The sequence below is a fragment of the Bacillus thermozeamaize genome (assembly GCA_002159075.1).
Classification (GTDB): Bacteria; Bacillota; Bacilli; order ZCTH02-B2; family ZCTH02-B2; genus Bacillus_BB; species Bacillus_BB thermozeamaize.
Genome location: LZRT01000086.1, coordinates 1 through 19,963, shown reverse-complemented (window position 1 = coordinate 19,963; position 19,963 = coordinate 1). Strand labels below are relative to the sequence as shown.

Genomic DNA, 19,963 nt, shown 5'->3' with positions numbered 1-19,963 from the left:
CGTTTTCACCCCTCATGCATGGTGAACCTGTGTATGAAACCGGCCAATCGCCTTGAATTTTTCGTACCGATGGGCCACCAGCTCCTCGCCGCTCATCTGCCCCAATTCCGCCAAGGAACGCCGCAATACATGGGCAATGGCAGCCGCCTGAGCGTCCACATCCCGATGGGCGCCGCCCTTGGGCTCAGGGATGATCCCGTCGATGATGCCGAATTCCCAGATGTCCTGTGCCGTGATTTTCATCGTCTGCGCGGCACGCTTGGCTTGTGTGGCGTCCTTCCACAACAAGGCAGCCGCTCCTTCCGGCGAGATCACCGAATAGATGGCGTGCTCCAGCATGTAGATATGATTCCCCACTCCCAGCGCCAGAGCGCCGCCGCTGCCTCCTTCCCCCGTGATCACGCAGATGATCGGTACCGTAAAAGAAGCCATCTCCCGCAGATTGCGCGCAATCGCTTCGCTCTGTCCCCGCTCCTCGGCGGCCATCCCGGGATAGGCTCCCGGCGTATCGATAAAGCAGATAATCGGCCGGGAAAACTTCTCAGCCTGTTGCATCAGACGCAACGCCTTGCGGTATCCTTCGGGGTGTGGCATGCCAAAATTTCGCGCAATGTTTTCTTTGGTATCCTTCCCTTTTTGGTGCCCGATTATCGTCACCGGTCTTCCTTCAAACTTGCCGATCCCGCCGATAATCGCCGGATCATCCCCGTACAGGCGGTCTCCATGCAGTTCAATGAAGGAGGTAAACAGCCGTTCGATATAGTCTTTTGTCGTCGGCCGGGCCGTATGGCGGGCCAGCTGCATTTTCTGCCAGGGTTCCAGATTTCCATAGATTTGCTCTTCCAGTTGGCGGTATTTATGACGCAGGGTTTCCAGTTCCGACGACAGATCCAATTCCTTCTCCTCGCTGAACCGCCTCAATTCTTCAATCTTTCTTTGGAGTTCGAGGAGCGGACGTTCAAACTCCAATTCGCTAGACATTGGAAACCTCCTTTTCCTCCGCTTGCCCCTCGTCAAAAACGGTGGACACCCCATATGGCTGATGAAGATCAAGCAGGTTAATCAGCACGTCCCGCAACTGTCTGCGGGGAACCACCGCATCCAGCTGGCCGTGAGCCAGCAGGAACTCTGCTGTCTGAAAATCATCGGGAAGTTTCTGGCGAATCGTCTGTTCAATGATCCGCCGGCCGGCGAAACCGATCAAGGCACCTGGTTCGGCCAGGTTAATATCCCCCAAAGAAGAAAAGCTGGCGGATACTCCCCCTGTCGTCGGGTTCGTGAGCACCGAGATGAAGAATCCACCAGCTTTGTGAAAACGGGCTAAAGCGGCGCTGGTCTTCGCCATCTGCATCAGGCTGAAAATCCCTTCCTGCATGCGCGCTCCCCCAGAGGCAGAAAACAGGATCAGCGGAACCTTCTGTTGATGGGCCCGTTCGATCGCCCGCGCCACCTTCTCGCCAACCACCGAACCCATGCTCCCCATGATGAAGCGGGAATCCATCACGCCAACCACCACCGGCATCCCGCCCACTCTTCCTTCACCCGTCACCACTGCCTCCGCCAGCCCGGTCTTCTCCATGGTCTGTTTCACTTTCTCTTCGTAACCAGGAAAATGCAGCGGATCTGTCGTTCGTAAATCCGTATCGTATTCGACAAACGTGCCTTCATCGAGAGTGATCGCAAGCCGTTCCGGCGCGCTCATCGGAAAGTGGTATCCGCATCCCTTGCAAATCTTGTAGTTCTTGGCCAGTTCCTTGGCGTACATGATGGTTCCGCAAAGGTCGCATTTGACCATCAGACCTTCCGGGATTTCCTTTTTCACCTCATCAGCCGGCCTGTTTCTCGTTTCTGACGGCAAGGTGGCATATTTCCGCTTTTTGGGAAAAAAATCTTTCAGCACTCAAAACACCTCGCACATATCGACCTGGTCACGCAAACACTCCTTATTTCCCTTTCCCGTCCCGTAAGTGCCATCTGTCTTTCTCCATCGACGCGGCTTTCTTGTCAACCGTTCATTCTATCACAGGAATCTTTCATCATATATTATCGGATTTGCTCACAGGATCCACACATGCTCGGTTACATCGGAGTTTGCAAAATCTGGTTCAAGATCTCTTGCGCATCACGCACCTCGGATGCCGGTACCTGGATTTCATATTGCTTGGAAATGCTCGGACGAACCTGAGCCAAAAACCCTTCGCGGGTCAACGCCTCTTCTATCCGGCGCGCCAGTTTTTCCGCACTGGTGACATAAATCACCTTCCACATGCCAGGCCCTCCTTCGCTGACTTGTCATGTCCCTACGCGCCATTTTCGGAATAATGATACCATACGCCTTCTCCGACTGACAAGAAAACGCCAGCGGACACGAGAAGGTCTGAAAAATCCGCGGTTTAGCTGAGCCTCTTCTCTGTTTCCAGGGTTTTGAGATCATCCTGCTGATGCGCCAGGCGCGCGGAGGCCGCGGCAGCGATGCCGGCCACCAGATCATCCAAAAAGACGTGAATTTCCCCGGCGTTGTGACGGTTCAAATCGCCGATCACGCCCATCTTGACCTTATCCAGGTAGCCAAAACTGGTCAAGCCGATCGACCCGTAGACATTCGTGATCCCGAGCGCAAGGATTTCGTCCACGCCATACAAAGGTTCATCCATTTCCAAGATGGATTGGAGAGGTTCGGGCAGTTTCTTTTCCTCAGCCAACATATCCAGCGCAATCCCTGTAAACAGGGCGTACTGCACCTCGCGTTTCCGCAGGACCATCTCCACGCTTTCAATACACTCTTCCAACGTCAGGCTTGCATTGTACGGCAGCTGGAGTTGCCGCACGATCTCCGCGATCTGTTGTATGGTCACGCCTCTGGATTCCAATAACTGGCAGGTTTGCTGATATAACATGGCACATTCCTCCCACATTCCTCTTGCCATCAGCGCTGGTCTTTCCCCCTCGGCCCATTGGCATAGGTACCCGGACCGAGCAGACGCTCCACCGCTTCCCGCAAAGCCGGTGAATCCTCTACCTGAAACGGAAACGCGAGCTTTACCGCCTGCTCCTTCTTTTCATAATACAAAATCACCGGCCGCTTGCCACGATATTGAAGAAACAAGTTTTTTAACCGATTCAACACGTGAGGAGAAGTGCGCTGGGGAGGAATTCGAATGTATACGGGATTGACCGCATCCTGCACCGCATCCTCCAATGGATGAAGGGCCTCCACGATCAGGGTGAGCTTCTCCTCGCTTTCCAGATGCCCTTCCACAATGAACAGCTTCCCTTCCTGGATCCTTCCGAGCCATTTGCGGAATACCTTCGGGAACAGAATGAGTCCCACTGATCCGCTCATATCTTCCAGCTCTGCGAAAGCCATCGGCTCGCCCTTTTTCGTGCGGACGATCCGCAATTGCTGCAGAATCCCGGCCACCTGCCACGGATGGGCCCGCTTGTGCGTCAGATGCTCTGAAATCGTCCGAATCCCTTGCGCGGCCAGTCTCTCCTGCCAGAGTTCAAGCGGATGACCCGAAAGGTAAAAACCGAGGTATTCTTTTTCCAGCTGCCATTCTTCTTCCCGGGTATACCTGGCCGCATCGGGGTACTCCGGTTTTGCCGCGTTTGCCGACAACAGCTGCGGCTGATTCTTCTCTTCCTGCACCCGGCTTCCCCATGCGATCGCCTCATCCAGGATCATCAACAGTTGCGCCCGGTGCCCGGGCAGCGAATCCAGCGCTCCAACCTGAATCAGCGCCTCCAACACGCGGCGGTGGCACAACCGCAAGTCCACTCTGGCGCACAAGTCAAACAGGTCTTTGAATGGCCCTTCCTGCCTGGCTCGCAGAATCGCCTGTACGGCCTGCGTCCCCACCTGTTTGATGCCGCTTAACGGGTAGCGGATGTCGTTGCCTTCTACTGTAAACTCCAGCCCGCTGCGCTGAATGTCCGGAGGCAGCAGGCGTATCCCCCGCTGGCGCAACTGGCGCTGGTACTGGTGCAGCTTCTCGGCATTGCCGATCGACTCGCTCATCAAAGCGGCCATAAAATGCTGGGGAGCATGCGCCTTGAGATAAGCCGTCTGATAGGCGATCACCGCATAAGCCACAGCATGGGAACGGTTGAATCCGTACGAGGCAAACCGGACGATCATATCGTAGACACGCTCAGCCACTTCGCGATCATACCCCATCCGCAGACAGCCTTCCACAAAGTGTGCCCGCTGTTCGTCCAATACCTCCCGCTGTTTCTTGGACACGGCCCGCCGCAACAGATCGGCTTCGCCCAAGGAAAACCCGGCCATCCGGGCGGCAATCTGCATGATCTGCTCCTGGTATACAATAATCCCGTAGGTATCCTTGAGAATCGGTTCCAGCGACGGATGCGGATAGGTGACCCGAATCCGCCCATGTTTGGCCTGAATGTAATGGGAGATGAAATCCATCGGTCCTGGGCGGTACAAGGCCAGCACCGCCACGATGTCTTCAAAACAGGTCGGTTGCATCTCCTTCAGCACACGGCGCATCCCTTCCGATTCAAGCTGAAATACGCCGGAAGTATCACCGGATGAAAGCATCCGGTACACTTTCGGATCATCGTCAGGAAGTTCGCTCAGATTGATTTTTATGCCTTTTTGCGCTTCGATAGACTGCAGCGTTTTCTCGATGATCGTCAGATTCTTCAAGCCGAGAAAATCCATCTTTAAAAAACCCAGTGATTCCAGGACATCCATCGGGTACTGCGTCAACGCCAGTCCGTCTGCCCCCGGCTGCAAGGGAATCCAGTCGGTCAAGGGTCCGGGTGCCAGCACCACCCCGGCCGCATGGGTTGAGGTGTGGCGCGGCAGGCCTTCTACCTGCCTGGCCCATCTGACCACCTCGGCCAGCTCCGGATCGCTGTCCAGCAGCTGACGAAAAGCGGTCTGCCCCTTCTCCAGCTCCTCCAGGCTGGCGTGAGAAGGGATCAACTTGGTCAAGCGATCAATTTTGTCCGACGCCACTCCAAATACCCGGCCCACGTCACGAACCGCCGCGCGGGCGGCCATTGTCCCGAACGTGATGATTTGCGCCACCCGATCGGTGCCATATTTCTCCGCGACGTAACGAATCACTTCATCACGCCGGTCGTAACTGAAGTCGATATCGATGTCCGGCATCGTGACACGCGCCGGATTGAGAAAACGTTCAAAAAGGAGATTATACTTCAAAGGATCCACCTTGGTGATCCCCAGCAGATAAGCGACCAGGCTGCCCGCCGCGGAACCCCTTCCCGGCCCTGTGAGAATCCCCTGCTGGTGAGCATAGCGGACGAAATCCCAGACGATCAAGAAATAATCCACGAAACCCATCGACTCGATGACGGCCAGCTCCTGTTCCAGCCTTTCCCGGATTTGCCTGGTCATGCGGCCATACCGCTTCTCGGCCCCTTTCCGGCAAAGCGCCCGCAGGTAATCGGCAGCCTGCACGCCCTCCGGCAGGGGGAAGCGGGGCAGGATCATCTGATCAAAATCAAACGTAACCCGGCATCGTTCAGCCAGCACCCGCGCGTTTTCCAAAGCCCAGGGAAGCTCGGCGAACCGCTCCCGCATCACCTCAGGCGGGGTCAGCTCATACCCTTGCCAATCCTTTTCCAGTTCATGCCAATGCTTCCCATCCCGGATTCCGTGAAGAACAGGCAACAGGCGGGTGCCTTCCGTGTCGGCAGCCAGCACCTGGTTGGCCGCCACCAGAGGTACCCGGTGCCGGCGGCCGAGCTCCACCAACCGGACAAGGACGTCCCTCTCCCGTGTATGGCTTCGGCCATGATCCTCCAGTTGCAGGAAAAAATGTTCCGGTCCAAAAGCTTCACGGTACCTCCGGATCACGTCCAACGCCCCGGCTTCATCTTCCCGCTCCAGCAGCCGCTGAATCTCCCCTTGCCTGCCGCCGCTTAAAACGATGATCCCCTGCCGATGTTCCACCAGCTGCTCAAAGGAAAGAAGCGGCCATCCCTGCACCGCATTCATCTGGGCAAGCGTGGACAACTTTACCAAACTGCGGTAACCATCCTGATCTTCCGCCAGCAGCACCAAGCAATGCGGCTGGAACGCCTTCTGCCGGCGCGCCTCATGCTCCGCCACCCAGACCTGCAACCCGATCACAGGATGCAATCCCGCCTTCCGGCAGGCCTGATAAAAAGGAATCGTCCCGTACATCACGCTGTTATCCGCAAGGCCCAGGCTTTTCATGCCAAGGTGCTTGGCCTTTTGCACCAGCTCATCGATGCGCGCCGCACTCTGAAGGAGGCTGTATTCCGATTGGACAAACAGATGCACAACCGACGGAACCAAGTTGATCGCCCCTCCATGTCTGGACCAATATTTCCATTATAACTGATATCCGGCTTTCAGGAATAAGGCCCGGCATCGTCCACATATACATGACCAATGAAGGCCAGTACCCTTGAGGAGTTGAGGCATATGGAGGACAGGTTCATCGTCACATTGGTCTTTCATTTTTTCATCGCTTTCGGTATTCTCATCGGCGGCACCCTGACTGGCGGGCTGGGCGCCCTGATCATGGGGCAGCCACCGATGGACAGCATGCTTCGACTGGCCGAACAATTAAAGCTCTGGGCCATCGTCGCGGCTATCGGCGGAGCGCTGGACGCCTTCCGCATCCTGGAATCCGGCGTACTGAGCGGCCAACTGTCACCTACCATCAAACAACTGCTCTACATTCTCAGCGCCTTTATGGGAGCGAACACAGGCATGCTGCTCATCAAATGGATGGCAGGAGAACCTTCCTCATGAAATCGCCGGTAAAAAAACACCTCAGGAAAACGCTCAGGGACCTGTCATTGTTGGTCTTCGGGGCCGTTTTGGGGGCGCTTGCGATCGTGGTTCACACCGGCAAGCAGATGGACGACCTGTACCTGGAACGAAAACAGTTGGAACAGGAAATGCTCAGTCTGCGGGAGGAAGTGCAATCGCTGGAAAGCCGTCTTCATCAGAAACAGAATACCCAAGTCGTGGAAAAATTGCTTTTTACGATCGAGGAGGCACCGGACGGCTTTACCGAAACCGAGATCATCAAACGGCTGCAGGAAGCCGGAAAGTTCTTTATCGGCAAAGAGGTAAAAACCCTGTCCGAAAATCCTGACATCCTGTTCTATTTCTTTGACAACCGCCTGTTCTTCATCAATGATCGATGGCTGAGGATACAGACCAGGACCGTCAGCATCAGCAACCTGACTCATCTTTGGCTGAGGGTAAAAGTGGAAAAAGAAAAAGACCCTTGATCAGAGTCCCTTCCCAACCATTCCGGTCCCACACTACCGTTCCCACACTTGCGCGGTCAGCAGCGCTTTCCCCATCAGCTGCCCCTGCATCGTCACTTCCAGATCCACCTTCCCAAAACGACGGCCCACTTCCAACATGGAAGGCCGCACTTCAATATGGCTCTCCAATGGAATCGGTTTCATAAAATAGATGGTCAGATTTTCAACGATCATCTCCCCTTTTCTGTGCCTGCGCAACGAGCGAATCGAAGTCTCCTCCAGAAGCGTCGTCATCACGCCATTGGATAACATCCCGAGGGGGTTGGTCATTTGCGGCGTGACAACAAGCCGGTAACGCACTCCTCGTTCATCGCGGAACTCCTGCAAGGCCGAACGCACGATATCTTCAATGGTCTCACCCACCTGGGGCTGTTTCTGGTGCAGTTGCATCGCTTTGAGCACATCCTGCCGGCTGATCACGCTGATCAGTCTGCGTTCCTCATCGACGACCGGGATCATTTCAATCCCCTCCCATACCATCCGGTGCGCCACGGCCGCTATGGACGTATAAGGCGTGGTGGTGATCGGGTTGCGCGTCATCACTTCCGTGATCGGCGTCTCGGGCGCCATTCCTAGCACGTCCTTGGACGTAACGACGCCAATAATCTTCCCCTCCCCGTCAATGACCGGAAAGCGGCTATGCCTGGTGTTTTCAACCAGCTTTTGCCAGTCCAGGACGGTCTGTTTATCGGTCAGCACCAGGACCTTCTCGCGCGGAGCCAGGACATCTTCAACCATCACAATATCCTTCTTGATCAAGCGGTCGTAAATGGCCCGGTTGATGAGCGAAGCCACCGTAAACGTATCATAGGCGCTGGAGATCAAAGGGAGCTGTTTCTCGTCGGCAAGCTGCTTCACTTCCTCCCGCGCATCAAACCCTCCCGTGATCAGGACGGCTGAACCTGCCTCCATCGCCAGCAAATGGGCCCGATCCCGGTTCCCCACAATCAACAGGCTCCCCGGGTCCACATACTTCATCATATCCTCCAGCTTCATCGCGCCAATGACCATGCGCTGCAACGTCTTGTGCAAGCCGCCACGCCCGCCCAACACATGTCCGTCCACGATATTGACTACTTCGGCAAAGGTAAGCCGCTCGATGTTTTCCTTGACCTTTTTTTCGATGCGAATGGTTCCCACCCGCTCGATGGTACTGACCAGACCCTTTGCTTCAGCATCCTTGATCGCCCGGTAGGCTGTCCCTTCGCTGACGTCCAGATCTTTGGCAATCTGACGCACCGAGATCTTGGTCCCCACTTCCAGCCCTTCGATATACCGTAAAATCTGATGGTGTTTGGTCGTCATTATCGTCCTCCCATCCTCGCGACATTCCTGTAATAATTCCTGTAATAGCCATTATAGTACACAATTATAGTACACAAAAAAAAGGGCAGTCCACCGACTGCCTGCGCATCATCTATATTTAAAAGGGGGTTTTACTGGTTCTTATTGTAGCGGCTAAAGATTACAAAACCGTAACACAGGGATTACAAATCGTTCTCAGTTTTTCCCCGCCTAAAACCGTGCTAACCGATCACCACATACATCCAAACCCCCTGCACCAACCCCACCAGCCCGCCAATCAGCGCCCCGAGCCAAGTAATCATTTTCAGCTCGCGCGATGCGACCTGCAAAATCAAGGCCTCCAGCTGGGACAATGGATATTCCAGCACCTGCTGTTCCACCACCCGGGCAATCTGCAGCCGGCGGAAAATGGCGGGGAGGAGCTGAATCAGCCGATCTTCCGACTCCTTCAGCCACTGCCGCAGCCACAGTTCCCATGGCTCAGAGCAAAAAGGCCGCAACAGTTCTTTTACGGGAATCTGACGAAGCCGCTCCCCATCCAGAAAGAACCGCAGCAATTTGTCCAGGCAATGGCGGCATTCTTCTTTTCCCAGCACCTCCCGCAAATCGCCAAGCGGCTTTTTCGACAGCTTATCCCATTGCTGTTGCAAGAGCCTGTCCAACTGCTCCTTGGTTCCAGGTTGCGCAAGCCATTCCATAAAACGGTGCTGCATCCAACTGGCGAGACGTTCTTCATCCAAAACCAGAGACGCCAGGGTATTCCACATCCTGCCACCCCGAAGGCTGGTGCGGACAAAATCCTGGATTAGGTGCATCAGCCATCGTTTGCCGGAAAGGCTGCTCAACCTCTCGCTCAGCCGTGCAAGCAGCACTTGTGAAAACCGCGGAATCTGGTCACGAACCCATGAGCAGCATTCTTTGCCCAATATTGCTTCCAGATTTTTTCCCTGCAACGATTTGAGCGGCTGCTCCAGCAGCCGTCCGAGCAAAGCATGCCAATCGGTACCTTTGACAGATGCAGAAGGTGTCGAGGGCAGCGGAACATACCGGCTCCATGCATCGATACACTCCGCGACGGTCAGCTCCGATGCTGACCATTTCTTAAGCCGTTCCATCAGGATCCGACTGATGCGATAAGGGACCTCCCCGTTCCGGATCAGCCGGACCATCCCCTCCGAGGTAAACAGGTATTCCTCCACCACATGCCCCAGTTGTCTGGCCAACTCCTCCCGGCGTTTTGGGATAAGTCCCGGTGTAAACGGGACATTCCAGCCTCCGATTTTCCATGGCCGATGCGGCCGGAAAAGCATCACAATCGCCAAAAAATTGGTCAACCCCCCAATCAGGGCTCCCAAGACAACACTGATGATGATGGCCCATCCTAACTGTGCCAAATGCACCAAGCCCGACACTCCTTCATACAATACTCCATAACAAAGACATGGACACCTGTCCATTCAAGACGTGGATCACGGTTGGCAAGAGCCAAACGGGTCCTGGGAGGAATCGACGTGACATCCGTCTCCCAATCAAAACCTGTTAAAGTAACCGTCCAAACCAAGTCAAACCCAGAGCATTCACTTACCGGTGTCCTGAGCATCAACCCCAAACTGCTGAATCGCTTGAAACTGATACCGGGATCTACTCCCGCACTGGTATGTGGCAAGCGCAAAACAAGGGTGCGCGTAAAGACGAACCATCATCACAACCAGTTCATTCTAATCGTCGACGCCGCCACGGCAAGCCACCTCTGCCTGCCGGATGGCATTCAGCTCAACATCAGCTACAACCCAAGGGCAAATACCCTGTTTCTCGGTCCCTTGTTCTGCATCCTTGTCGATCCAATCGAAAAACCCACAGACGGGCCAATAAAATTTTTGTCTCCATTTATTGAAGAGGTGACACGATACGGGAAAAAAAGAGGAACGCTGGTTTTCGTAGCCAGTCCTGACGGGGTCAATCCGGAAAAGCAGCAAATTACCGGCTGGCATCTTCTCAACCGCACCTGGCAAGCAAGTGAATTTCCGATTCCCGACGTCTGCTACAACCGGATCTCCTCCCGCACTGTCGAACAAGCGCAGGCAACCCAGGCCGCTTTGCGCTTCCTAAACCAAACCTGCCACCTTTTCAACACCCAATTTCTCAACAAGTGGCAAGTCCACCAACACCTGTTCAAATCGGAAAAACTAAGACATTACCTACCGGAAACACGGCCCTATACAGAAGCCGATTTGAATGAGATGTTAAAAAAATACAATACCATCTACCTCAAACCGGCCGATGGAAGCCTGGGCCGGGGTGTGATACGACTTGTTCGCCATTCCCGTCATATCACCTGTCAATATGCTACGGTAAGCGGGAATGTGATCAAAAAGTTTAAAAACTACGGTCAGCTTCTCCAATTTCTCAAACCGCGAACCACCCGTCAGGACTATTTGATCCAAGAAGGACTGAAACTGGCCAGCTGGGCGAAACGTCCTGTCGATTTTCGCATCCTGGTGCAAAAGAACGGCACGGGCAATTGGCGCGTCACGTCGATGGTGGCACGTGCCGCAAGGGAAAACACGGTGGTCACCAACGTCGCACGGGGCGGAAACATTTACAGCGTCAAAAGCATCCTGCCCCACCTGACACAACACTCCGTTGAGAAAACGCAACACCGCTTGCGTCAGTTAGCCATTCTGATCGCACAGGAACTGGAGGCCCAACTGGAGGGCACGTTTGCGGAATTCGGGGTGGACATTGCGTTGGATATCCACGGCAACCTCTGGCTTCTCGAAGTCAATGCCAAACCCTCCAAAAATGAAAACAGCATGCTGGGCAAAGATTCCAACCGTCCCTCTGTACGCAATTTGTTGCACTACGTCCAGTACGCCACCGAACAACAACGCAACGCAAGACACCGATTTACCTTGTAATGAAAGATCACCGGTGTACAAACGGCATACAAAGCGACCACGCCGAAAAAGGGGATTCAATGTATGAACCATTCACACACGTTGGGAATCCTCACCTGTCAAGCAAAACCGCCTTATATGGAAGACTCTTTTTTTCGTAAATTATCCACACTGGCTGCAAAAGAAAACATTCTCGTCCTTGTTTTCTCGCCAAAATCCCTGCGCCTGAGGGAAAAACGGGTCCGCGGGTATTATTGGGCGGAACATTCCAAATCCTGGAATCCCATCGTTGCGCCCCCACCCGAATTGATTTACGATCGGTGCTTCTATCTCTCTTCCGCTCACTACAGGGAATATACCCCTTTCATCAAGCGATTGCAACGTTTGCCAAACACGCGATTTCTCGGATACGGATTGGCTGGAAAGTGGGAGGTTTATCAGATTCTCTCCCGCATTCCGCACATCCGCCCTTACCTGCCGGATACCCGCCGGGTCCATCACGTGAATGAAGTGCTCGAATATCTTCAAAAGAAGCGGGATATCGTCATTAAACCGATCGGGGGAAGTACAGGCAAAAAAGTGATTCGCGTCCAGCAGCTCCATCCGGGATGGTACCGGCTGTTGGGCCGGGATGCAAAAAACCGTCCTTTTTCCGCTGCGATGTCGGATCAACAACTTTATTCCTGGCTCCGTAAACAACTGCTCCTCTCCAGATGGATTGCCCAGCCATACCTGCACCTGTACACTGCCGATCAAAAACCTTTTGACATCCGCGTGCTCACGCAAAAAAACGGCCAAGGGGAATGGGAAGTTGTCGGCAAAGCCATCCGGCAAGGCAATCACGGCGGTTTGACCTCCAACTTGCACGGCGGTGGCAAAGGATTTCGCTTCGCTCCTTTTATCCGCCACCATTTTCCGGATCGGGAGAAGGTGATTCATCAACAAATTGATGCGCTGAGTCAAATGATCCCGCCTTCTCTGGAATCTGTTCACGGTCCTTTGCTGGAACTGGGAATCGACATCGGGATCGATCGCAAAGGCGACATCTGGATCATCGAAGTGAATTCAAAACCCGGGCGGAACCTGTTTGCCATGACAGGCGAACAAAACGTGCAACATCAATCCGTTCAAAACATCATTGATTACGCCTGTTATTGCCTGAAGGCCAAACGCTTTGAAGGTGGGGGAAAAAGAAAACAATGAAAACATTCGTCAAGCCCATCGCCATCCACAGGGAGCAAGGCCGTCACATCTGGTTGCCTCATGAGCTGCTCGAGGCGTTTCACCTTTCTCCGAAACAAAGCGTGATATTGAAACTCGGGCAACTTCAGTGCGTCGCCAACGTCCGCCTCTCTCCTCATATTGACAAGCTGTTCGTCAGCCATGAAGTGGCGCGTTCCTTATGTTTGCCGGCGGGTAAACTGCACATTCGCGCCATCGGCAATCACAGCCTTCAATTGGGGCCGGTGATTGGCCTCTTGAGTACCTACCGCTTGCCGATGTTTACTGCGTTTCTCAAAGAGGGATTGGACAAGGGCACCCTCTTTTACTTCTTCCGGCCGGCAGATGTGGATTGGGCGCGAAAACAGGTCGTGGCCAGCATGTTGCAAAAGGATCAAGGGGGAAAAGGGCGGATTTCCTGGAAACGCCAAAGGTGTCCTCTTCCAGACGTCATCTACGAACGGGTTCCGAATCGCCAAAGCGAAAAACGGCGCGATGTGCGGTTATGCCTGGAAAAACTCCGCCATCTTCCGGGAGCCAAAGTGTTCAATCAGGGATTTTACGACAAATGGGACATTTATAAGCGACTGGTCAAGAATCCTTCCCTCCGGCCATACCTTCCGGAGACTTCGCTGGCCCATCCGACCCTCATCAAAGAAATGTTGTCCCGCTATCAAGCGGTCTACATCAAACCGATCCACGGCAGCCTGGGGCTTGGGATTATCCGCGCCCATCAATTAAAGAGCGGGCTCATCCAATGCCATTTCCACCAGCAGGGCGCGATTCGTTCCCGCATTTTTCCAAACATCATCCGGCTCTTCCATGAGTTCCCGATCGGGCCTTCCCGTTACCTGGTTCAACCGGCCATTTCTTTGATTCAATACAACCATGCCCCTGTCGATTTTCGTGTTCACCTGCACCGCAACGGCAACGGTGAGTGGCAGGTGGTAGGCGTTGGCGCGAAAGTGGCAAGACACCCCCGCAGCATCACCACCCATGTCCGTACAGGCGGCAGCTTCATGCCGGCAGAAGCGATCCTCAAATCCGCTTTTGCCGAACAAGCGCAAGGAATCATGGATGTTCTCAAAAAAACGGCCATCCTTTTTGCAGAGGAAGTGGCCAACAGCGAAACTGGTCCCATCGGCGAACTGGGATTGGACATGGGCATTGATATCAATGGGAATCCGTGGTTATTCGAAATCAACGCTAAACCAGGACGCCACATTTTTAAAAGCCATTGGCTCAAAACAGCCGCCCTGGAGTCGGCACGGTCAATCGTTGATTACGCACTCTATCTGAGCGGTTTTAAAGAATCCTGACAGGAGGGACATGATGCTTACAACCATCGCGACCGAACCGTTTGTCGGCTGGCTTCATCCCACTCCTGCCGACCGGGAATATACATTGTACGTTGAAAAAAACACGCTGCTTGCCAAACACCTTTTCCGGGTCACCGGCCAGCTCGGTAGTTCAGGAGAGGTAAAGACCTTTCAGTTACGGCCTGTTCAAGGCTCGGACGCGCATCTCCAGAAGGTGTACATCAAAACGACACCGGAAGGAGTGAAAGTGGGACCCATCATCGGCATTCTGACCACGGCGAGCAAACAAGGGGGATTTTCCGGGAACAGGCAAAATTTCCGGGACCTCTGCAAAGCTTCCTATGTATATGGCGGCATCGTGTATGTATTTACCCCTGAAGGAATCGATGATGTCCGTAAAATCATCCATGGCTATCAGTATCATCCCATTCAACGGCGCTGGATGAGGGTGCAAATGCCGTTTCCCGATGTGGTGTACAACCGCATCCCGCGGCGGGAGGATGAGCGCAAGCCGGAAATGCGTCACGTTTTGGCCCGGTTGCAACAAGAGCCGACCATCCATTTGTACAACCCTTCGTTCTTCAACAAATGGGATCTGTACCAATGGCTGCACGCCGATCCCGAGATCGGCGCTTATCTCCCGGAAACGCTCGTTTACTCAGCTGCTGCCCTGCAACGGATGGCCAAACGTCATCCAACCCTTTACCTCAAGCCCATTCATGGAAAAGCGGGCATTCACTTTTTCAAAATCGAACAAACCGCTTACGGAACGAAACTGACTCACCAAACACATCGCCATCAAAAACACCAGACCTTTCGTCACAAAGAGGAACTGGTGCGCTATGTGGATGCCACGCTTCCCAGCCGCCTTTATGTCATTCAGCAAGCCATCCCGCTGGCCACGTTTGCGGGCCGTCCCTTTGATCTGCGCGTGCTCGTGCAAAAGAACCAGGAAGGGAAATGGGATGTCAGCGGGATTGGGGCCAGATTATCCGGAAAACAGGCCATTACAACCCATGTCCCTCAAGGGGGATCCATTGTGAATCCCGATACCGCACTGCGGCATGCGTTTGGCGAAAAAAGCGTCAGCGCCATTTATCGCCATACGCGTCAGGTCGCGTTGAAAACCGCCCAATCGCTCGAGCGGCATTTCCAGCTTCTTGGCGAACTTTCCATTGACATCGGCATTGACCGTTCTGGAAAACCATGGATCTTCGAGGCAAATGCCAAACCGATGAAATTTGACGAACCTCACATTCGGGAAACCTCCATCAAGCGGTTTTTCGAGTTTTGCCGCTACTTATCAGGCTTCACAAAAAGGGGATAACAACATGGAGTTTGTCATCAGGAAAATTGACCATGAACAATTGAAAAAGGCACGAAAGGCCATGATTCAGTTTATCCAAAAATACGGCGAACGGCGGATTACCGCCAGTGGCATCCGCTGGCTCAGGCAGGTGAAAGAAACCCATTTGTCAGATGACGGCAACCTCATTCTGGCGGCTCTGCACGAACGGCGCCTCGTCGGCCTGGTTGCCATCGCGGATTACGGGCGAAAAGAATCTTTGATCGTGGTTCATCCCCAATACCGTCGCCAAAATGTCGCCATCCGCATGGTTGACAAAGCCTTCAAAGACTTGGGCAAGCTTTACGGCCGCGTCGCCATCGACAACATCCCCAGTTTATCCATGTGCTTTGAGGCCGGCTTTGTCGCCTTTGCCCTGGCAAAAGGTCCTACAGGAAAACCGACACTCTGGATAGGCAAAGGAAACTGGCGAAAAGACGAAATTTCGCGTGCACAATCACTCGATTGAAGGCGGCATGAAGGGAAGGCAGCATGAAATCAAGGCAGCATGAAGGGGCTGACCCAAAAGTCTACAACTTGGGGCAGCCCCTTTTTCCTTGCCAGACGTTTTCGAGAAGCTCCATCTACTTGTTATCCAAAAAATATTTCTCCAGATCGTCGAGGAATAAATTGGCTGCAATGACGCCGCCTGCGGTATTCCAGATCACATCATCCACTTTGTGCACGTTGCCCGCTTTGACCACTTTCAGATTCTTAAACAAGGGGTCGTTTAACCATTCTTTCTCCTGCTTTGTTCCTTCTCCGTCACCGGTTTCATACGTAAAGTAAAAGAGGATGTCGCCATCCATTTCAGGAATGCGTTCCTTTGTTATCTCTTCCGCAAAGGCATCCACATTTTGCGAATCAGGACGGGCAAAGCCGATTTGATCAAGGATGACGCCTGAAAAGGTGTCCTTTTGAAGGAGCCGCGTTTTCCCGGCCATAAAACGAACCACCGAGACTTTCGTCGACAACTTGTCACCCGCCTTTTCCCGGAACTCGGTGATCCGCCGTTCGAAATCAGCCAGCACTTTTTCCCCTTCCTGTACTTTATTCACCGCTTCGGCATACAGCTTAAAGTTGGTTTGCCATTCCCCGCGCAGCGTGTCTGAAAACACGGTCGGGGCAATCGCGGACAATTGCGGATAGATTTTTTCCTGGCGCATTTTATTGCCGATGATTAAATCCGGCTCAAGCGCAGCAATCGCTTCCAGGTTGACCTGGCTTTCGAGGCCGACCGGGGTGACCCCCTCCATTTGCTCTTTGATATGTTCATACCAAGGGTTTCCCGTCCACGATTGAACCGCTCCCACCGGTTTAATCCCAAGGGCCAGCAACGCTTCTGTCCCTTCGTTCGTCAGCACCACCACTCTTTTCGGGTTGGCAGGGACAGGCGTCTCTCCCATCGCGTGTTTAATCAGGCGCGTTTCTTGTCCTTCTGAGGATGTGGCGTCGGCTGAGCCGTCTTGGGTTTTTTGCTGTTCTGTCCCGGCCCCCCCGCTGCCGCTGTTTCCACATCCGATCAAGACAAAAGACATAAGGAAAAGGGTGGCAACAAGTGCCGTCAGCATTCGCCCCTTATGACGATGAAGCGCGAGAAAATTCATCAAAAAATCCCTCCTGATTCACCTATAATTGAAAATGATTATCATTCACAATGAAATATCATAAATCGTTGCCTGCCGGATGTCAAGTGTACCCATTCACGAGCGAAAATGATTCTCAAAATCATTGACAATCATTCTCATCTGCTATTAGACTGGATGCTGAAGAGCAAGTATGTTGGAGAGGAGATCAAGCGGCATACATGTTGCAAACCGTGTCATCCAAGCTCTTTGGATTCATCTGCTGTATCGCGTTGCTCGTGGTTTTTATCCTGTCCAGTATTCTCTTCGGTTTGACAGATATCAGTTGGAAAACGGCGCTGGAAGCCTTTACCCGATATAACGGCTCCAATGAACATGTGATCATTCAGACAGCGAGAGTGCCCCGTGCGCTCATCGCCGCCGCCGTGGGCGCCAGCCTCGCCATGGCCGGGGCGATCATGCAGGCGTTGACGAGAAATCCTCTCGCTTCCCCGGGCATTCTCGGAATCAATGCAGGCGCCGCTTTCTTCATCGTGGCTGCCGCTACCTTTTTTTCCATTTCTTCCATCGGCTCCTTCGTCTGGATTGCCTTTCTCGGCGCCGGAACAGCCGCAGTGCTCGTCTTCTTCCTCGGCTCTGTGGGACGGGAAGGCCTGACGCCGATAAAACTCACATTGGCAGGCGCGGCGCTGGCAGCCCTCCTCGCTTCGTTGACCCAAGGACTCCTGGCTGTCAACGAAAAAGCGGCGGAGGAGGTGCTGTTCTGGTTGACCGGGTCAGTCGAAGGCAGGAAGCTGGAATATTTGTGGGCTGTTTTTCCTTACTTGGCGGCCGGCTGGCTGGTTGCTTTCCTGCTCGCCAAGCCGATCAATCTGCTGATCATGGGAGAAGATGTGGCCAAAGGGCTTGGCCAGCGCACCCTGCTTGTCAAGCTGCTCGGTCTCCTGACGGTGACCGTCCTGGCCGGGGGGTTCGTCGCCATCGCCGGCCCGATCGGTTTTATCGGCCTCATGATCCCTCACTTGGCACGTGCCCTTGTCGGCATCGATTATCGCTGGATCATTCCTTATGCCGGACTGCTCGGCGCGATCCTTTTGTTGTCTGCCGACATCCTGGCCCGCTTCGTCATTATGCCGAAAGAAGTGCCTGTTGGGGTGATGACCGCATTCATCGGCGTTCCGTTTTTCATTTACATCGCCCGCAGGGGAGGGGGTCAATGATGAACAAGTACATGCCTTTGCGGTGGAAGCGCGGCCTCTCCTTTCTCCTGGATAAAAAGGCTGTCTTGGTCATCCTTTTTGCCTCCCTGGGCACCCTGGGATTGATGATCCTCAGCATGGGAATGGGCGATCAGAACATCCACCCCATCCATGTCGTCAAGGCTGCCTTTGGGCACGGATCGGAGACGGAAAATCTGATTGTGCAGTCGTTTCGATTGCCACGCATTCTCATCGCTGTCCTGGTCGGGGCGTCACTGGCCGCTGCCGGCGCGATTTTGCAAGGGATCATTCGCAACCCGCTGGCATCTCCCGATATCATCGGGATTACCGGCGGCGCAGGAGCGGCTGTGGTCACCTTTTTGAGCATCTACACCAATCCCGTCAACAACTCATTGGTCGTGAGCGCAAACTGGTTGCCGTTTACGGCTTTCATCGGGGCTACGCTCGCAGCCCTCATCGTCTACCTTCTGGCCTGGAAAAACGGCGTATCCCCGCTGACACTGGTGTTGATCGGGATCGGCTTTTCCGCGGCCATGCAAGGCGTCATCACGCTGATGATGATTTATGGTCCCCTGATCATGCTGACACAGGCAAACCTGTGGCTGGCAGGCAGCGTCTACGGTTCGAAATGGGAAGATGTGGTCATTCTTTTGCCTTGGACCTGTTTTTTTCTCACGCTGGCTTTTGTCATGGCAAGACATCTGAACGTGCAGGAGTTGGGAGATGACCTGGCAACCGGGGTCGGGAGTGCCGTGCAAAAGCAACGGTTGATCCTGCTTTTCATCTGCACCGCTTTGGCCGGCGGGGCTGTCGCATTCGCCGGAGGAATCGGATTTGTCGGTCTGATGGCCCCGCACATCGCGAGGAAATTGGTAGGACCCTCCTTTGGCGGCTTGTTGCCTTTGTCCGCCCTGATCGGAGGCATGATCGTCCTTGTGGCTGACCTGATCGGCAGGACCGCTTTTTCGCCGGTCGAAGTGCCTACCGGGGTTTTCACGGCGGCCATCGGCGCACCTTTTTTTATCTACTTGCTCTATAAAAACCGGAATCAGTGAGGGGTGGTTTGAATGCAGGCTCTGGAAACCAAATCCTTGACCCTTTCTTATGGAAACACGGTGATCATCGAAGAACTCAATCTGCAAATTCCAATCGGGAAAATCACTGTCTTGATCGGCAGCAACGGCTGCGGCAAGTCCACGCTGCTGCGCGCCCTGGCGCGGCTCCTGAAGCCGAAAACAGGTTCGGTCATCCTGGATGGCCGCGAAATTTCCCAATACCCGACCCGGGAAGTGGCCAAGCGGCTGGCCATTCTTCCTCAGGGTCCGGTGGCTCCCGAAGGGTTGACTGTGCTTCAACTCGTCAAACAGGGGCGTTATCCGTACCAAAGCTGGTTGAGGCAATGGTCGGAAGAGGATGAGGCACACGTATACAAAGCGTTAAAGGCGACGCAACTGGAAGAGCTTGCCGATCGTCCCGTGGATTCCCTTTCCGGCGGGCAACGGCAGCGCGCGTGGATTGCCATGACCCTGGCGCAGGACACGGACATCATCCTTCTGGACGAACCGACCACCTATTTGGACATGACCCATCAAATTGAGATTCTGGATTTGTTGTATGACCTGAACGAAAAAGAAAAATGCACCATCGTCATGGTGCTGCATGATTTAAACCTGGCTTGCCGCTATGCGCATCACATTGTCGCCATCCATCGAGGTTCCGTGTATGCCCAGGGCAAGCCGGAAGAGATTATTACGAGGGAATTGGTGCA

18 protein-coding genes are annotated in these 19,963 nt (G+C 53.9%); 10 read left to right on the top strand and 8 right to left on the bottom strand.

The window, feature by feature from the left end; all coding sequences use genetic code 11:
• Positions 1-12 precede the first annotated feature (12 nt).
• From BAA01_03835 to BAA01_03815, 5 genes are all read right to left on the bottom strand, one after another.
• Positions 13-981, bottom strand: a complete 969-nt coding sequence (locus tag BAA01_03835; GenBank protein OUM86734.1) for an acetyl-CoA carboxylase carboxyltransferase subunit alpha — start codon at positions 979-981, stop codon at positions 13-15.
• Entirely contained in the window at positions 974-1,900 is a 927-nt protein-coding gene (locus BAA01_03830; GenBank protein ID OUM86733.1) for an acetyl-CoA carboxylase subunit beta, read from the bottom strand. Before BAA01_03830 ends, BAA01_03835 begins: the two co-directional genes overlap by 8 nt.
• A gap of 179 nt (positions 1,901-2,079) precedes the next feature.
• On the bottom strand, positions 2,080-2,268 hold the full coding sequence (locus tag BAA01_03825; protein ID OUM86732.1) for a glutamate decarboxylase: 189 nt from the start codon (positions 2,266-2,268) through the stop codon (positions 2,080-2,082).
• 125 nt (positions 2,269-2,393) lie between these two features.
• Positions 2,394-2,897 (bottom strand): phosphatidylglycerophosphatase A, encoded by a 504-nt coding sequence (locus BAA01_03820; protein ID OUM86783.1) that lies wholly within the window; start codon positions 2,895-2,897, stop codon positions 2,394-2,396.
• 29 nt (positions 2,898-2,926) lie between these two features.
• Positions 2,927-6,313, bottom strand: coding sequence for a DNA polymerase III subunit alpha (locus tag BAA01_03815; GenBank protein OUM86731.1), 3,387 nt, complete (start codon positions 6,311-6,313; stop codon positions 2,927-2,929).
• A 129-nt stretch (positions 6,314-6,442) separates the two neighbouring features.
• On the opposite strand from BAA01_03815, the gene BAA01_03810 reads away from it, so the two are divergent.
• Entirely contained in the window at positions 6,443-6,775 is a 333-nt protein-coding gene (locus BAA01_03810; protein OUM86730.1) for a sporulation protein, read from the top strand.
• Complete coding sequence (locus BAA01_03805; GenBank protein ID OUM86729.1) at positions 6,772-7,263, top strand: hypothetical protein; 492 nt, start codon at positions 6,772-6,774, stop codon at positions 7,261-7,263. The genes BAA01_03810 and BAA01_03805 overlap by 4 nt, the downstream gene beginning before the upstream one ends.
• Before the next feature lie 33 nt (positions 7,264-7,296).
• Here BAA01_03805 and BAA01_03800 read toward each other — a convergent pair whose 3' ends face one another.
• Positions 7,297-8,607 (bottom strand): hypothetical protein, encoded by a 1,311-nt coding sequence (locus BAA01_03800; GenBank protein ID OUM86728.1) that lies wholly within the window; start codon positions 8,605-8,607, stop codon positions 7,297-7,299.
• A gap of 221 nt (positions 8,608-8,828) precedes the next feature.
• Positions 8,829-10,010 (bottom strand): hypothetical protein, encoded by a 1,182-nt coding sequence (locus BAA01_03795; GenBank protein OUM86727.1) that lies wholly within the window; start codon positions 10,008-10,010, stop codon positions 8,829-8,831.
• Between the two features lie 108 nt (positions 10,011-10,118).
• Here BAA01_03795 and BAA01_03790 point away from each other — a divergent pair, with 108 nt between their 5' ends.
• The 5 genes from BAA01_03790 (at position 10,119) to BAA01_03770 (ending at position 15,858) form a co-directional block, all read left to right on the top strand.
• A complete protein-coding gene (locus BAA01_03790) occupies positions 10,119-11,525 on the top strand; it encodes a hypothetical protein (protein OUM86726.1) in 1,407 nt (468 codons plus the stop codon).
• A gap of 63 nt (positions 11,526-11,588) precedes the next feature.
• Positions 11,589-12,707, top strand: a complete 1,119-nt coding sequence (locus BAA01_03785) for a hypothetical protein (protein ID OUM86725.1) — start codon at positions 11,589-11,591, stop codon at positions 12,705-12,707.
• Positions 12,704-14,044 (top strand): hypothetical protein, encoded by a 1,341-nt coding sequence (locus BAA01_03780; GenBank protein ID OUM86724.1) that lies wholly within the window; start codon positions 12,704-12,706, stop codon positions 14,042-14,044. The genes BAA01_03785 and BAA01_03780 overlap by 4 nt, the downstream gene beginning before the upstream one ends.
• 241 nt (positions 14,045-14,285) lie before the next feature.
• The gene (locus BAA01_03775) at positions 14,286-15,371 is read left to right on the top strand and encodes a hypothetical protein (GenBank protein OUM86782.1); all 1,086 of its coding nucleotides are present in this window, start codon (positions 14,286-14,288) and stop codon (positions 15,369-15,371) included.
• Between the two features lie 4 nt (positions 15,372-15,375).
• The gene (locus tag BAA01_03770; protein OUM86723.1) at positions 15,376-15,858 is read left to right on the top strand and encodes a hypothetical protein; all 483 of its coding nucleotides are present in this window, start codon (positions 15,376-15,378) and stop codon (positions 15,856-15,858) included.
• Between the two features lie 115 nt (positions 15,859-15,973).
• Here the strand turns inward: BAA01_03770 and BAA01_03765 are convergent, their stop codons facing one another.
• On the bottom strand, positions 15,974-16,996 hold the full coding sequence (locus BAA01_03765; protein ID OUM86722.1) for a hypothetical protein: 1,023 nt from the start codon (positions 16,994-16,996) through the stop codon (positions 15,974-15,976).
• A gap of 200 nt (positions 16,997-17,196) precedes the next feature.
• Between BAA01_03765 and BAA01_03760 the strand changes: the two genes are divergently transcribed.
• The 3 genes from BAA01_03760 to BAA01_03750 all read left to right on the top strand — a co-directional run.
• Positions 17,197-18,195, top strand: coding sequence for an iron ABC transporter (locus tag BAA01_03760; GenBank protein ID OUM86721.1), 999 nt, complete (start codon positions 17,197-17,199; stop codon positions 18,193-18,195).
• Positions 18,195-19,250 (top strand): iron ABC transporter permease, encoded by a 1,056-nt coding sequence (locus BAA01_03755; protein ID OUM86720.1) that lies wholly within the window; start codon positions 18,195-18,197, stop codon positions 19,248-19,250. The genes BAA01_03760 and BAA01_03755 overlap by 1 nt, the downstream gene beginning before the upstream one ends.
• Before the next feature lie 12 nt (positions 19,251-19,262).
• The coding region (locus BAA01_03750; protein ID OUM86719.1) for an ABC transporter at positions 19,263-19,963 on the top strand (701 nt) is incomplete at its 3' end.